This is a genomic window from Paenibacillus sp. OAE614 (genome assembly GCF_040546645.1).
Taxonomy (GTDB): Bacteria; Bacillota; Bacilli; order Paenibacillales; family Paenibacillaceae; genus Paenibacillus_AQ; species Paenibacillus_AQ favisporus.
Genome location: NZ_JBEPOD010000001.1, coordinates 1542291 through 1556207, shown reverse-complemented (window position 1 = coordinate 1556207; position 13917 = coordinate 1542291). Strand labels below are relative to the sequence as shown.

The 13917-nt window shown below is 56.0% G+C and carries 14 protein-coding genes; 1 reads left to right on the top strand and 13 read right to left on the bottom strand.

Going from position 1 to position 13917, the window contains the following annotated elements; all coding sequences use genetic code 11:
* Window positions 1–7: 7 nt before the first annotated feature.
* The 13 genes from ABIE48_RS07560 to ABIE48_RS07500 form a co-directional block, all read right to left on the bottom strand.
* Window positions 8–1636 carry a peptide ABC transporter substrate-binding protein gene (locus ABIE48_RS07560; protein ID WP_186325948.1) on the bottom strand — a complete coding sequence of 543 codons (1629 nt, stop codon included), beginning with the start codon at window positions 1634–1636 and terminating at the stop codon, window positions 8–10.
* Between the two features lie 193 nt (window positions 1637–1829).
* The gene (locus tag ABIE48_RS07555) at window positions 1830–2870 is read right to left on the bottom strand and encodes an ABC transporter ATP-binding protein (RefSeq protein WP_145022425.1); all 1041 of its coding nucleotides are present in this window, start codon (window positions 2868–2870) and stop codon (window positions 1830–1832) included.
* Between the two features lie 6 nt (window positions 2871–2876).
* Window positions 2877–3794, bottom strand: coding sequence for an ABC transporter permease (locus ABIE48_RS07550; protein ID WP_145022428.1), 918 nt, complete (start codon window positions 3792–3794; stop codon window positions 2877–2879).
* A gap of 3 nt (window positions 3795–3797) precedes the next feature.
* Window positions 3798–4730, bottom strand: coding sequence for an ABC transporter permease (locus ABIE48_RS07545; RefSeq protein ID WP_145022431.1), 933 nt, complete (start codon window positions 4728–4730; stop codon window positions 3798–3800).
* Between the two features lie 100 nt (window positions 4731–4830).
* Window positions 4831–5655, bottom strand: a complete 825-nt coding sequence (locus ABIE48_RS07540) for a M55 family metallopeptidase (RefSeq protein WP_116231420.1) — start codon at window positions 5653–5655, stop codon at window positions 4831–4833.
* A 420-nt stretch (window positions 5656–6075) separates the two neighbouring features.
* Complete coding sequence (locus tag ABIE48_RS07535; RefSeq protein WP_145023204.1) at window positions 6076–6414, bottom strand: DUF3870 domain-containing protein; 339 nt, start codon at window positions 6412–6414, stop codon at window positions 6076–6078.
* Between the two features lie 192 nt (window positions 6415–6606).
* On the bottom strand, window positions 6607–7140 hold the full coding sequence (locus ABIE48_RS07530; RefSeq protein WP_192714890.1) for a DUF6220 domain-containing protein: 534 nt from the start codon (window positions 7138–7140) through the stop codon (window positions 6607–6609).
* Window positions 7141–7156: 16 nt separating this feature from the next.
* Window positions 7157–7681 carry a DUF2269 family protein gene (locus ABIE48_RS07525; RefSeq protein ID WP_192714891.1) on the bottom strand — a complete coding sequence of 175 codons (525 nt, stop codon included), beginning with the start codon at window positions 7679–7681 and terminating at the stop codon, window positions 7157–7159.
* A gap of 174 nt (window positions 7682–7855) precedes the next feature.
* Complete coding sequence (locus ABIE48_RS07520) at window positions 7856–8548, bottom strand: response regulator transcription factor (RefSeq protein ID WP_145949316.1); 693 nt, start codon at window positions 8546–8548, stop codon at window positions 7856–7858.
* Window positions 8545–10008: a sensor histidine kinase gene (locus ABIE48_RS07515; RefSeq protein WP_192714892.1), complete on the bottom strand. Its 1464-nt coding sequence runs from the start codon at window positions 10006–10008 to the stop codon at window positions 8545–8547. The genes ABIE48_RS07520 and ABIE48_RS07515 overlap by 4 nt, the downstream gene beginning before the upstream one ends.
* A 12-nt stretch (window positions 10009–10020) precedes the next feature.
* Complete coding sequence (locus ABIE48_RS07510) at window positions 10021–10764, bottom strand: ABC transporter permease (protein ID WP_192714893.1); 744 nt, start codon at window positions 10762–10764, stop codon at window positions 10021–10023.
* A complete protein-coding gene (locus ABIE48_RS07505) occupies window positions 10733–11491 on the bottom strand; it encodes an ABC transporter ATP-binding protein (protein ID WP_192714894.1) in 759 nt (252 codons plus the stop codon). The genes ABIE48_RS07510 and ABIE48_RS07505 overlap by 32 nt, the downstream gene beginning before the upstream one ends.
* A gap of 79 nt (window positions 11492–11570) precedes the next feature.
* Window positions 11571–12473, bottom strand: a complete 903-nt coding sequence (locus ABIE48_RS07500) for a hypothetical protein (protein ID WP_192714895.1) — start codon at window positions 12471–12473, stop codon at window positions 11571–11573.
* Between the two features lie 301 nt (window positions 12474–12774).
* Here ABIE48_RS07500 and ABIE48_RS07495 point away from each other — a divergent pair, with 301 nt between their 5' ends.
* Window positions 12775–13707: a carbohydrate deacetylase gene (locus tag ABIE48_RS07495; RefSeq protein ID WP_192714896.1), complete on the top strand. Its 933-nt coding sequence runs from the start codon at window positions 12775–12777 to the stop codon at window positions 13705–13707.
* Window positions 13708–13917: the final 210 nt, after the last annotated feature.

The following is a 13917-nucleotide window of genomic DNA, read 5'->3' as shown; positions in this document are numbered from 1 at the left end:
AGCCTTCTCATTTCAAATCAGCCCACTTAAAGTCCATGTAGCCGTATGGATGGCGGACCACGTCGACGAGCTTATCGCTTTGGAGATAAGCGGAATCATAGAAATACATCGGCATGATCGGCGCCTCGTCCATCAGGATTTTTTCGGCCTGGTGCATCAGGTCATAGCGCTTCGCCTCGTCCGTCTCTTGGTAAGCGGCCTGGATCAGCTTGTCGTATTCGGCATTGCTCCAGCCCGTACGGTTGTTCGGACTTTTGCTTTGGAAAATATCCAGGAAGTTGATCGGATCGGCGAAATCCGGCAGCCAGGACGACCGGGAAAACTGCAGCTGAAGCTGCTTCTGCTCCGCGGTGAGGACTTTGCCTTCTTTGCCCGCGAGCTTGACGTCGACACCCAGGTTTTCCTTGAACATGGCCTGCAGCGTTTCGGCGATTTTCTGATGCAAATCGTTTGTATTGTAAGTCAGCGTCACTTCGGGCAGCGTGCTGTATCCCGCTTCCTTCATGCCTTCCGCAAGCAGGCTCTTGGCCTGCGCCGCGTCAAATGTAATCAGGTCGCCGCCCACCTCGCGAAAATCACGTCCGTCCGGCTCCTTGAGCCCGTAGGATACGAAACCGCCGGCCGGCTTTTGCTTCTGCTTGACCACCAGGTCCACGATTTTCTGACGGTCCACCGCGAGCGCAAAGGCTTTGCGGATTTTGGCGTTGTCGAACGGCTTCATGGTCGTATTGAAGCGGTAAAAATACGTACCTGCCGAATCCTGAACGTTCACCTTGCCTTCCGAAAACAGCTGGTCGCTCATATCGGCGGGAACACCGGCAATGTGCAGCTCGCCGCTTTGGTACAGCTGGTATTCCGTGTTGGAATCGTTGATCATTTTGAACGTGACGCCGTCCAGCTTCACGTTCGCCGCATCCCAATATTTATCGTTCTTCACCATTTTCAGCTCGGAATCGTGATTCCACTGGGAGATGCGGAACGGGCCGTTGCTGACGAACGTATCGGCCTCCGCCGTCCAGTTCGGATTGGACTCCACGGTCTTTTGCGGCACCGGGAAGAAGGCCGGATTCGCCAGCATGCTCAGCAGCCAGGGCGCCGGCTGGGCCAGCGTCACTTCCAGCGTCTTGTCGTCAGCGGCTTTGACCTCCACGTCGTCCGCCGTCCCTTTGCCGGAGTTAAAAGCCTCCGCTCCTTTAAACACATAGGCCAGCGTCGCGGCCGAAGACGCCGTTTTCGGATCGAGCATTCTTTTCCAGGCAAACTCGAAGTCGCTCGCTTTAACTGGCTCGCCATTGCTCCACTGTACGCCTTCGCGCAGCGTGAACGTGTATTTGAGTCCGTCTTCGGATACCTTCCACTCGGACGCCATGGCCGGCTCCGGAGACTGGTCCTTGCCGAGACGCGTCATGCCCTCCATCGCATTGTTCAAAATGTCATAGGAAACCTGGTCGAAGCCGATCGGCGGATCGAGCGAAGTGGGCTCGCGAACGTTGTTGTACAGGAGGATTTTACTTCCGGTATCTCCTCCACCGCCGCTTGCTCCTTCGGTTCCGCCGCCGCATGCGGCCAGCAGCAGACTGAGCAGCATGCACGTCAGCAGCGTCAGTATTAACCTTCTTTTCACAGCCTTGTTCATGACAGCCTTTTCCATGAGACCCTCTCCCTTAAGCCCGAATTGGTTGGTTGCTGCAAATACAAGCTATTCCGTTATTCATGAGCTTGCGCTATTCATGACGCTGATCTATGGTCAAGTCCCAAGGCTTGCAGAGCAAACCTGAAGCAGGATCCTGTTCCCGCAAAATGATGAAACTGTGTTCTTCATGCCTTATTTATCCCTGGCTGGCCGATGCGGTTTCAACCTGCGCCGGCCCTCGCGGCGGCATCGTTCTGGCCCTGGCGTCCTGCAGCCAGCAAGCTACGGTATGCTCTCCGTTCAGCTTCACGCTGTCCGGCGGGAACAGGCCGCATACCTCCATCGCGTGAGGACACCGGGCGGCAAACGCACATCCCTTCGGAGGTGCGAACAGGTCCGGCGGCGTGCCCGGGATTGCGTCGAGCTTCGCCCCTCTTGGCCGGTCCAGGCGCGGGATGGAATCGAGCAGCCCCCGCGTATACGGATGCTGCGGATTCCGGAACAGCTCCTTGACCGGTGCGGATTCCACGACCTGCCCCGCATACATGACATTGACGCGGTCGGCGATGCTGGCGACGACGCCGAGGTCGTGCGTAATCATGATCAGCGAAGCCTGGGTCGTGCGCTGCAGCATGCGGAACAGATCCAGGATTTGCGCCTGGATCGTGACGTCCAGCGCGGTGGTCGGTTCGTCCGCGATCAGGACGGCGGGACTGCAGATCGCCGCCATCGCGATCATGATCCGCTGCCTCATGCCCCCGCTGAACTGATGCAGGTGCTGCTTCAGCCGGAGCTCCGGGTCGCGGATGCCCACGAACTGCAGCATCTCGACCGCCCGCTTCCTCGCCTCCGTCCGGGACAGATGCTGGTGGCGGATGACGCCCTCCATCAGCTGCTCCCCGATCGTCATGGTCGGATTCAGCGCGGTCATCGCGTCCTGAAAGATGATCGCGATGTCCGAGCCGCGCACGTCACGCATCTGCTTTTCGCTCAAACGCGTCAGCTCGCGTCCGTTAAAACGGATGCTGCCCTCCGTAATTTTCGAGTTGTTCTTGGGCAGGAGCCGCATGATGCTGCGGGCGGTGACGCTTTTGCCGCAGCCGGATTCGCCGACGATCGCCAACGTCTCTCCCCGGTGAAGGCGGAGGCTGACGCCCCTGACGGCCTTTACCTCCCCGCCGTAGGTGGAGAACGAAACATGCAAATTGTCCACTTCGAGCAGCGCGTCGTTGTTCATCTTCCGTTACCTCCTTTGCTTCGGATTAAAGGCGTTCAAGAGTCCATCTCCCAACAGGTTGAAGGCGAGCATCGTCACCGAAATGAAAAAGGCCGGGAAGAACAGCCGCCACCAGTTGCCGGACAGAATGGTCGGCAGGGCATCGTTGGCCATCGTTCCCCAGCTCGCCAGCGGCGGCTGGATGCCGAGACCGAGGAAGCTGAGGAAGGCTTCGGCGAAAATGGCCGAAGGCACGGAAAACGTCACCTGCACGATGATGACCCCTACGGCGTTGGGAAGCATATGCCTGCGGATGATGTACCACGACCCGGCTCCCAAGGTCCGGGCGGCCAGGACATACTCCGACGATTTCAGCTGAAGCACCTGCCCGCGGACGATCCGCGCCATCCCGATCCACCCCGTCGCCGTCAATGCCAATATAATGGTCAGCAGCCCGGGGCCCATTACGACCATGAGCAGAATGACTACGAGCAGATAAGGTATGCCGTACAGCATATCGACGAAACGCATCATCGCGTTATCGACGCGCCCGCCGAAATATCCAGCGATGCCGCCGTAAATGATCCCAATGAAAAAATCGATCAAGGCGGCGGCCAAACCGACCGTAAGCGAGATGCGCGAACCGTACAAAATCCGGGCGAAGACGTCCCGCCCAAGGTCATCCGTTCCGAACCAGTGCGCGCCGGACGGAGGCTGGTTCGCGCTCAGCAAGTTCTGGCCGGAGTAGCTCTGATCCGTCAGCAGCGGGCCGAACACGGCCAGCAGTGCCAGCAGCACGATCAGGACGAGTCCGCAGCAGGCCAGCTTGTTGCGGAGCAAACTGCGGACGGCCTGCTGCCATAACGACTGGCGCGGCCTGACGATCCGCTCCTGTTCTCCGGCCGTTCTGTACATCGGGGTAAACAAATGGTCCGGTACCTGCATGCGTCAGGCCCCCTTTCTATGCAGCTTGATACGGGGATCGATGAACCCGTACACGATATCCACAATAAACATCATGAAGATAAGGAGTGCGCTGTAAAAGACCGTCGTGCCCATGATGACGGCGTAATCCCGGTTGTTGATGCCGTCCACGAAGTATTTCCCCATGCCGGGGATCGCGAAGATTTTCTCGATGACGAAGCTCCCCGTCAGCACGTTGGCCAGCAGCGCGCCGAGCAGCGTCACCACGGGCAGCACCGCATTGCGCAGCGCATGCTTGACGATCATCCTCGCCGGCGACAGCCCTTTGGAGCGTGCCGTCTCCATATAGTCCTGGGTCAGCACCTCAATCAGATTAGCACGGGTCAGGCGCGCGATCGTGGCGATGGGCCCAACCGAGAGAGCGAAGGCCGGAAGCACTACATGCTTCCACGTCCCCCACGAAGCGACCGGCAGCAGCCCCCATTTGACGGCGACATATTTGATCAGGAGCGGTGCAATCACGAAGCTCGGCACCGCAATGCCGATGACAGCCAGCACCATGGCGATATAGTCGATGATGCCGTTCTGCTTCAGGGCGGCCACCGTACCCAGTGCTATTCCGGCTGCAATCGCCAGCAGAATGGCTGCTGCGCCGAGCTGGAAGGATACCGGGAAGCCGCGGTCGATCATCGTGTTCACCGTTGTCGGGTAATGGGATATCGATGGCCCGAGATCTAAGGTCAGCAGCGATTTGAGATACAGCAAATACTGGACGCCCAGCGGCTTGTCCAGATGGTAAAACGACATCATGTTCTGCACGACCGCTGCGCTTGCTTCCTTCCCGTCGCGGTCAAACGGAGAGCCGGGAATCGAGTGCATCAGGAAAAAGGTGACCGTGACGATCAGCCACAGCGTGACCAGCATGGATAAGAAACGCTTCAAAATGTATTGCGCCATGAATCTCACCCTCTCTTTACTCGGCATATGGTGCATTCTTTCGGGCCCATCTACCTCGGATAAACCTGACAGCGTATTTTCGGAAAACAGGCGGCCTTCGTCAGCAGAAGGACGTCCGCATGGCCAACTCGGTCATGACCAGCATAGCCTGGTACGCTTCAAGAATATCTTTGGCCTGGAACGAGACGACAGGCGATCCCTGTTCGATCGTGGTGCCTGGCATCAGATGGGCCCATTCCGCCTGCCCGTAATTCGCGAATTCGATCGTCAGCTGCGGGCGTTCCGGCGGAACGAGCGGCTTGACGCGGTCGCGGCCGGCAATCGCTTCAGCCATCTTCTGCCGGAGCAGCCGTCCGCTCTTCTCCGGTGACAGGCACAGCGCCGACGTGCGGGATATACGCTCCTTGACGATCGCCGTCGTCACGCCGGGCAGCAGACTTTCGGCCTCGATAGCCGTCTCGTCGTCACCGGCCACCATCAGTACCGGCACGCCATAATGTCCCGCCACGTACGCGTTAAATCCCAATTCGCCTACGGAGACGTCGTTGATATACATGTTCCGGACGCCGAAAATCATCGTATGGCTGAGGACGCCCTTTCGGGCCGCCATCGCGTGATAGCCGAGAAAGACGGCTCCCGCATAACTTCCGTCAAGCCCCTGCATCATCGAAAACGGTTTGACGTCGCCGGAAATCAATTTGCTGTCCGGGTGGAGATTTTCGATAATCAGATTGTTCATTTTCGAGTGGCTGTCGTTGACGATCACCTCGCTGAACCCTTCTTCAAAAGCAGTTTCGATGACGTGATTCGCCTCGGCCGTCATGATATGCTGGCCCCGGGTGTAGTTGTAGCGGCTGGAATCGACGAATGTCGCGTCCACCAGACCGGTAATGCCCTCCATATCAATGGATATGTACAATTTCATCTTCAAGTCCCTCCGATTGTCGTATTTGGGTATAAGAAAAACGTCTATCGACGTACCTTCAAAGAAGACAGACCGCGTTTAAAAGTAATTTTTCTTGCAATATCAGGAAGCTATGGCTCTGGAGTTTATACTTTCTGATATTATAAGAAAAACGTCTATCGACGTACCTTCAAAGAAGACAGACCGCGTTTAAAGGAAGTTTTTCTTGCAATATCAGGAAGCTATGGCTCTGGAGTTTATACTTTCTGATATTATGAAAAAAACCCGGCAAACGTCATATGCCTGCGCTGCCCGGGCGTGCATATGTCATTTGCTGGGTTTTATTTACGCGTATGTCGCCATACTGATAAACAAAGCAGCGGTATGCAATTGATGAATCACGGAAAAACACGGCTTCAAATCGTTTCGAATCGCTGCTGCTCATGAATCCGGCGAAGCTTCCCTCGACGAAAGCGCCGATTTGTACTTCTTCTGCGCATCCTTGAACGCCACGATGATCGCCTTCTGCGAAGAGCCGTAATACCTCGTCCGGATCTCTTCCGCTACCGGCTCAAGGGAAAGCATGCTCTTCCCGAGAAAGATGGAGCGTACAAACTGCGACGTGAGAGGAATCGTGGAGGAACAGGCGGCATCCACGATTTTGTGGCTGACGGTGTCCACGACCAGTCCGATAAAAAAGGCGCTGTACTGCTGGGTTATCGGATTATTCACCGAGGTCTGTGCATCGCCGACGATGTAGATCGTGTCTTTATCGTACAATTGACGCATCCCCCGTCTCCTCGCTCTCCTGCTGAACCCATAGGGATGTTCGATGGGCGGCATCGGACGACCTATAAGCCGCAAGGACAAGCTGATTTGTTATTTATTCTAACAAGGGATTCGCGATTTTGTAAATACAAAGTTCATGCAAGCGCTTAATATTTTTTGACACGTCAGAAAATATTACATATGCTAACCTTTCATATCTCCGGATCCTGACACACTGGCCTTCCCGGCGCGGTTCGTACCCAGCAGCCAAGGCAAGGAACGCCTAGCCAAATGCACCGACAACCCGAACAGCAGCAGCGCATCCACCGCATGAAGTGCACGCAGCGAACCTGTCACATTTTGAATGGTGATGTGCTGCAGCGCAGTCAAGGCGAACAGCGCGAGCGGCCACCATCTTAGACCACCCCGGATATCCCCCAAGAAGGACAAGACAAACATTACAATAGGAACGAACTCAAAAACGTTCGCAAAGACACGATGCAGCTGCAAATCGCCGGGATCCACCAAAATGCCGAGGCCGGCGAAAAACACCTGCACAACAACACAGGCGAGGTAACCCACCGCCAACAATGCGTAGATCCACCTTACGGTTCGGATCCGGACCGGCATCGTTGCAGCTCCTGCATCACCGGAGTTGAACTGCCACCCAGGCTCCGATTTCGTGCCGAATCCTCCTTTTGCTTCATTTTTCCCCTGCTTTTCGTTCCTGCCACCCATTCCTTACCGCTCCCTTTCATCTTTTAACATGGAGTCTTACTTTGTCCCGCCTTGCTCCCCACGGTTTGAATACCGAAATGATAAATAACCCTGCCAGCGAAACGATCTGCAAAATGATCCCGGTCCACAGCTGCACGTTGTTCACCGTAAATTCCGGGCTGAGGATACCCTGCATTCCCGGCTCGGAGACGTATTGGACCGCTTGCAGCGTCCAGTAATACATGCCGACGGGCCCGAGAATGACCAGAAGCAGCGTCAGGATTTCCTTGATGATGATCCAGTAATATTTGAATAATCCCCACGGCGTCCAGACCGACAGCATGATGCCGGTTACGAGCGTTGCGATCGTGGACACGCGCACCGTCTTTTCGGATAGCATATGCATGATGCTGTAGCATGCGCGAAATACGCCCTCATCCTCTGTGACGGCTGCCGTAATGCTCAAGAACAAGAAAATAACAGCCGTGCCCAGCATGACGGCCGAAAACAGCAAGTGCAGGGTCAGCAGCCATTTCCGCTGCTTCACCGTCATTTTTTTCATCCGATTCACCTCCTACTTCAGCATAGATCTCGTTTCTAAACCGGCTCTAAACCGAATCTAAAAAAAGTATAAAAACACGCTCGGGCCTCAAAGCTCCGAAAACGCAAAAAGGCCTTTACCGACAGTAAAGGCCTTCCCAAAAACGCTTTATTAGGATCAAATGCGTATCTTCATCTATACATTAAAGCGGTAACCCACGCCCCAAATCGTCTCGATATATTGCGGCTTGGAGGGGTTCGCTTCGATTTTCTCCCTTAATTTGCTGATATACACCGTGACGGTGGCGTTATCCCCCATAGCATCCAGTCCCCAAATTCGTTCGAACAGGTCGTCCTTGCTGAACACCCGGTTCGGGTGGTTGCAAAGGAACAGCAGCAGATCATACTCTTTGGAGGTCAGCAGCACCTCCTGTTCGTTCACGAACACCTTGCGGGACAGCTGGTCAATCCGGATTCCCCGCAGCCGCAGCTCGCTCTTCGGCTCTCGCCGATGCTCCGACGTCAGCCGGTCATAGCGGGACAAATGCGCTTTGACGCGTGCCACAAGCTCGCCTACGCTGAAGGGCTTCGTAATATAATCGTCCGCACCGAGGCCGAGTCCCCGGATTTTATCGATATCCTCCTTGCGGGCGGTCACCATCAGAATCGGAATGTTCCTCGCCTCGCGGACCTGGCGGCAGATTTCGAATCCGTCCACCTTCGGCAGCATCAGATCGAGGATGATCAAATCGTACTCCTCTTCCAGCGCCTTCTTCAGGCCGGTATCCCCGCTTGCCGCGACGTCGACGGCATATCCGCCAGCCTCCAAATAATCCTTTTCCACTTCCGCAATGACCAGTTCATCCTCAATGATCAAAATACGCTTCACGCCCGCTCACCGCCATCTCTTGTCATCTTTGGCAACGCAAAATAAATGCTCGTTCCTTCATCGGTACGGCTCTCCGCCCAGACCCTGCCTCCCATGCCCTCGATCATTTGCTTAACGATCGCAAGCCCGAGGCCGCTCCCGCCGGTATCCGTATTTCGCGACGGCTCGGCGCGGTAGAACCGGTCGAAAATGTGCGGCAGCGCCGCTTCTTCAATCCCGGAGCCGTTATCCTTGATTCGGATCACAGCCTCATCCGGCCCGTCGCTCAGGTTTACGGACAGCTCCTTGTCCGCCTTATCCAAATACTTCAGGCTGTTATCGATAATATTCAGGATCACTCTGCGCAGCTTCTCCCGGTCCGCCATCACCTGAACGTGCTCCCTATCAGGCAGCTCACACTCGATCTTCACGCCGGACATCCGTGGATCGAGCCGCAGCTCCTGAACACAGTCCGTAACATATCCCTTCAGATCGGTCGGCTCCATATGAAAAGGCAGCTTCTTCAGATCCAGCTTCGAGAACAGCAGCAGTTCTTCAATCAGCCGGTCCATATCCTCCGTCTTTTTCGCGATCATCCCCATATACTTATCGCGCATCGCGTCGGTATCGGCAATCCCGTCCTGAAGACCCTCCACGCAAGCCTTGATGCCTGTAATCGGCGTCTTGAGATCATGGGAAATGCTCGCGATCAGCTCCTTGCGGTTATCCTCGTACTGCAGCTGCAGGCGGATCGATTCGCTCAGGCGGCTTCGCATTTCTTCAAACGCCTCTCCCAGCTCCCCGATCTCATCCTTGCGCTTCAGCGCGATTTCGTGGCTCAGATCCCCGTCCTTGATCTGCTCTGCGGCATGCTTTAATGCATACAGCGGCTTGATCAGGCTCCGGGAGACCGAGTAGGTCAGAATTCCGTTGGTCAATCCGATGACCAGAAGCAGGGATAGCATCATCAGCGGGAAAAACTTTTTGGCTTCCGCAAAAAATGTGCTCATATCCGTCAAGACGTAGACCGCTCCCGTATGCTGGCCGCTGAACGCGACATCGAATTTCTCCACGGAGAACCGGCCGCTTCCTTTCGCTCCCCAGCGGTGCCAGGACATCGCCGGCTGCCACTTCTGAATTTCCTTCTCCACATCGACGCCGCGGAGCAAATTCGAGGCATATGTGATCCGGCCGTCTTCCGTTACGACGATCCCCGCATCCAATCGGGTCAGCTGTTCGTCCGCTTTGGCCACGAAGGAGGGATCGGCGAACCGATCGGGTTCGGTCTGGATCATAAACTTGAGGCCGGCGGCCATTTCGCCGCGAAGGCTTGCCTTTTCCCAAATGGCAGCGGTGCCACGGCCTTCCCCGATGTTTTTGAACAATACAGTATACAGCCCTCCGGCAATCACAGCGAACAGAACGACCGGGATGAAGGTCATCGCAATATAAGAAAGCAAAAGTCTTGTTTTGATGGACATGGGCCAATCTCCTTAGAGCTGTTTTCTCGCGAACATCATGAATCCCGCCGCATAAGCCATTATAATATAAGACAGCAGCAGGAGAAACGTATTGAGCAGTGTACCCGCCGGCGCTCCGCTGCCGGTCCACAGCACATCCCAGCGTGTGTAGGAAAAGACGGACCAGGCAGACAGTTGCGGCAGCAGCAAAGGCAGCGCTTTGGCCGCGGCGTAGATCAGCACGATGGTCATTAAGGCGCTGGTTCCGGACGAAAACAGCTGCGCAATAAATACGCACACTAGGCCGATGGCCATCATCGGCACAAAGGAAGCGGCGTACGCCTTCAGGCTGTCCGCCATGCCGCCTGCCGGTCCCCCGACCGCCCACGCCGATACGGTTGAGGCGATCCAGAGCACGCCAAGGCATAGGGCGGCAAACACCGCGATGGCGATCACTTTAGACGCGTACGCCCGGGCACGTGTAACGGGCCGCAGCAGAACCAGCTTCATCGTGCGGGCCGCCACCTCCCCGGGAAACGAGTGGGCCGCTGTAGCCGCCATGTAGAGCGGAATGATCGCAAAGGTGAACAAGTGAAGCATGGCCACCGGAAGGCTTCCCTCCAGTCCAAACAGCATGCCTGCCCTCATCTTCAGAAGGCTGGACAGCAGCACGGTAGCGACTGGCAGGATCAGAGCCAACAGCAGAAATCCCTTCGTCCGGCGCTGCCGCCAGAGCTTCTCCGTTTCATTCAGCAGATTGGCGTATAAGCTGTGCATCGCGCTCCCCCTTCTTGGACTCCAGCAATTTAAAAGTGACGTATTGTTCCAGCGACAGACCTGCCCCGTTCCATTCGTTTTCCCTTCCCAGGCTGATCAGATGACCTTCACGCATCACGCCGACGCGGTCCGCGATCAAGCTCAGATCGTGGATCAGGTGGCTGGAAATGAGGAAGGTGATTCCTTGGTCTGCCAGCTGCCGGACCGTGCTGCGAAAATCGGCCATCCCTTCGATATCCAGACCGTTCGTCGGTTCGTCGAGCAGCACCAGCCGCGGAGCGGATAGCAGCGCTGACGCCAGCCCCAACCGCTGCTTCATTCCCAGCGAAAAACCGCGCACCCGTTCATGACGGTATGGCTTGAGACCGACCTTCTCCAATACCTCGTCAATCCGGCTCGCCGGCAGATCCCGGTAAAACCGTGCCGACAGCTTCAAATTATCGCGGGCGCTCATGTATTCATAAGCTTCCGGGGTCTCAATGATACACCCGGTATGGCTGATGGCCTGTTCAAAACGCTCCGCGATATCATGCCCCATGATCCGGACGTTTCCCCGATCAGGCCGGATTAAGCCCGTTATGATTTTGAGCACCGTCGTCTTGCCCGCGCCGTTGGGCCCGATGAATCCGAATACTTCGCCCTCCGAGGCGGTAAATGACACTTCTTTGACCCCGCGGTGGTTACGAAAAAGCTTGGTGATTCCCTCCACTTCAAGTACGCTGTTCATGCGTTCAATCCCTCCTTCTAAAAAAGGGCGGCCGGACCTTCTCCTGCCCGGCCGCTGCCTTCCTGCTTAGCCTTCCTGCTTAGTGATGCTTCCAGCCGTTTCTATCCCAATGGTTTTCGACCTTCTCGGTCTGTTTACCCGCGAGATCGATCCGATCTGGTGTCGTTGCGTCATACCCCGAGAAGCCGGCGTTCAGCTGGAAGGTGAGCACATGCGCTGCTCCTGCCGCATCCTTCCCCGTAACCCGGATTTCCGCCGATTGGTTTTCCAAGGCAGCGTTTTTGCCGATTTTGGCATCCAAATCGACCTGCTCCACCTTGATCTCATCCGTCAGCTTCGGCAGATTCATCTTCCATTCCGAATTTCCGGCCGGCAGATGTCCCTGAACCGCCGCACCGTGATTCCAGCCATCCGCGCTGCCGGACTTGGAAGCGATGAGTGAGCCTACGGCATTCACCACGGCCGGAATCTGGCTGCCCGATAAATGGAGCTCCGCCTCCTTCGTACCGTCGCTGCCCGTCTCCACTGTCGCCAAATCCTTGATGTTCCCCATCAGCGCTTCCATTACCTGCTCCGCGGCTTGCGGCATTTGGGCCGCTTTACCGTCATGCTGCCACTCTGGCGCCTGGTCCATCACCCGATATACTTCCGAATCACTGCTCTTAAGAATCATCTTGCCGTCCTGTCTGTAAGTCTGCATCGTATGTGTCCGTGTACCGTCATCTACCACCGCCGTCATGCTCATCGCCTGCTTGGCGTGATTGACCTTCATGTCCGTCGTACCGGACAGCACCTTCGTACCGTTATCGCTCAAACTCCATACGACATGGGAAGCCATACTGTCAGCACCCTTCGTATGCGTAAACGCTGATTTGTAAGCTTCATATCCGGATGTGTTCGCCATGACGGAATACCCGCTTGCGAACAGCATAACCGCACCCAGCCCGACCACCGCTCCTGCCGACAACCATTTTTTTCTCATCATATCCTCCATTGTTTCAAGAATTAGAAAGCCCGGGTCCCGGGATGGCAGCTGCCGTCCGCCTTCGGAGCGGACTCGCCCTGGCCCTCTAATCACCATCTTATCCCCCGTCTCTAAAACGCCTCTAAACCAAATCTAAAAAAAGTATAAAAATGCGCCCGGTCACCACTGTCCGGGTACGATCCGGGAAAACCTTCCCGGCCGGGCGTCCGTACGTTTCCAAACGCCTGCGTACCGCATTAAGCTGTATCATCGGTTATTTATGGCCAGATTCTATGAACGATGGAGGGAGTGCGCTGCGATGAACCGGCAAGTCATTATCAATGCAGACGATTTTGGCCTGTCACCTGCCGTGAACCGCGGCATTATTGAGGCATACCGAGCCGGTGGAATCACCAGCACCTCGATGATGGTCAATATGCCCGGTTTGGCGGACGCTGTGCATGCAGCACGCTCGCTGCCCGGTCTCGGCGTCGGGCTGCATTTTAACCTGACATATGGACGGCCCTTGTCGGACCCGGCTGCCGTCCCTTCGCTGGTGAGAGAGAACGGGGTATTTCTTGATGGTAAAATCAGACGCAGCCGGAATGCCGCCGATGTTGCCGCCGAGCTGGATGCCCAGTGGAACCGGTTCCTGGAAACCTCCCTGTTCCCCACACACCTGGATTCACATCAGCTGCTGCATCAGGAAGACCCTGTGATCTACCGAGTGATGGCTGAGCTGGCGTGCAGGCACCGGATCCCGCTCCGGAGATCGCAGATTGAACATCCTCATCTTTCCCCGCCTAATCTGAAAATGACAGACCGGGTCCTTCTGGACACCTATGGCGACAGCGAAGGCCTGCAGCGGCTGCTGCACTATATCCGCTCTGCTCCGGATGGGATTACCGAGATTATGTGCCATCCCGGTTACGTGGATGTAGTGCTGCGGGGCTTGTCCGAATGGACAGAGATCCGGGAGCGCGAGCTTCGGGTATTTACCAATCCCGAAATTGCTTGGACGATGCAAGCATGTTCCATTGAACCGGTGAACTTTAACGCGCTGAGGGAGTGCCCCGTTTTATCCGATGACGGAGTTTCATCCGCAGCCCCGCTTAAAAAAACCGCCGTCCCGCGAAGCTCTTTAGCGAAAAGGAGATCGCGCTCGCCGATCACGCAAACCGGCAGGCACGCAAACCATAAGCACCGGCGCAGGCGTTCCGGGTTCCCTTCCGGGAAGCCTACCCTGCCGTAACATGCCGAAAGCCCTCCATGTGGAGGGCTTTCCATCGCATGATAAACTTCAGGGAATGTGCAAAAGGATTCAGCAGTTCATTCCTGCATTCTCTTGGAACGACTCACTGCTGCGGGTGGACGTTTACCGTCACAAACGCATCGTTTCCATAGGTTTACAGTTCGTTTAATAGCATAAACCCGCTTCAGGGGACGATACAGGTGTTTTGTT

What these genes read in the sequence shown, in the direction of transcription:
- ABIE48_RS07510 (WP_192714893.1), bottom strand. Translation starts at nt 10,764, where the DNA reads ATGCACAGCTTATACGCCAATCTGCTGAATGAAACGGAGAAGCTCTGG.
- ABIE48_RS07515 (WP_192714892.1), bottom strand. Translation starts at nt 10,008, where the DNA reads ATGTCCATCAAAACAAGACTTTTGCTTTCTTATATTGCGATGACCTTC.
- ABIE48_RS07525 (WP_192714891.1), bottom strand. Translation starts at nt 7,681, where the DNA reads ATGAAAAAAATGACGGTGAAGCAGCGGAAATGGCTGCTGACCCTGCAC.
- ABIE48_RS07545 (WP_145022431.1), bottom strand. Translation starts at nt 4,730, where the DNA reads ATGGCGCAATACATTTTGAAGCGTTTCTTATCCATGCTGGTCACGCTG.
- ABIE48_RS07500 (WP_192714895.1), bottom strand. Translation starts at nt 12,473, where the DNA reads ATGAGAAAAAAATGGTTGTCGGCAGGAGCGGTGGTCGGGCTGGGTGCG.
- ABIE48_RS07495 (WP_192714896.1), top strand. Translation starts at nt 12,775, where the DNA reads ATGAACCGGCAAGTCATTATCAATGCAGACGATTTTGGCCTGTCACCT.
- ABIE48_RS07550 (WP_145022428.1), bottom strand. Translation starts at nt 3,794, where the DNA reads ATGCAGGTACCGGACCATTTGTTTACCCCGATGTACAGAACGGCCGGA.
- ABIE48_RS07555 (WP_145022425.1), bottom strand. Translation starts at nt 2,870, where the DNA reads ATGAACAACGACGCGCTGCTCGAAGTGGACAATTTGCATGTTTCGTTC.
- ABIE48_RS07540 (WP_116231420.1), bottom strand. Translation starts at nt 5,655, where the DNA reads ATGAAATTGTACATATCCATTGATATGGAGGGCATTACCGGTCTGGTG.
- ABIE48_RS07560 (WP_186325948.1), bottom strand. Translation starts at nt 1,636, where the DNA reads ATGAACAAGGCTGTGAAAAGAAGGTTAATACTGACGCTGCTGACGTGC.
- ABIE48_RS07530 (WP_192714890.1), bottom strand. Translation starts at nt 7,140, where the DNA reads ATGGGTGGCAGGAACGAAAAGCAGGGGAAAAATGAAGCAAAAGGAGGA.
- ABIE48_RS07505 (WP_192714894.1), bottom strand. Translation starts at nt 11,491, where the DNA reads ATGAACAGCGTACTTGAAGTGGAGGGAATCACCAAGCTTTTTCGTAAC.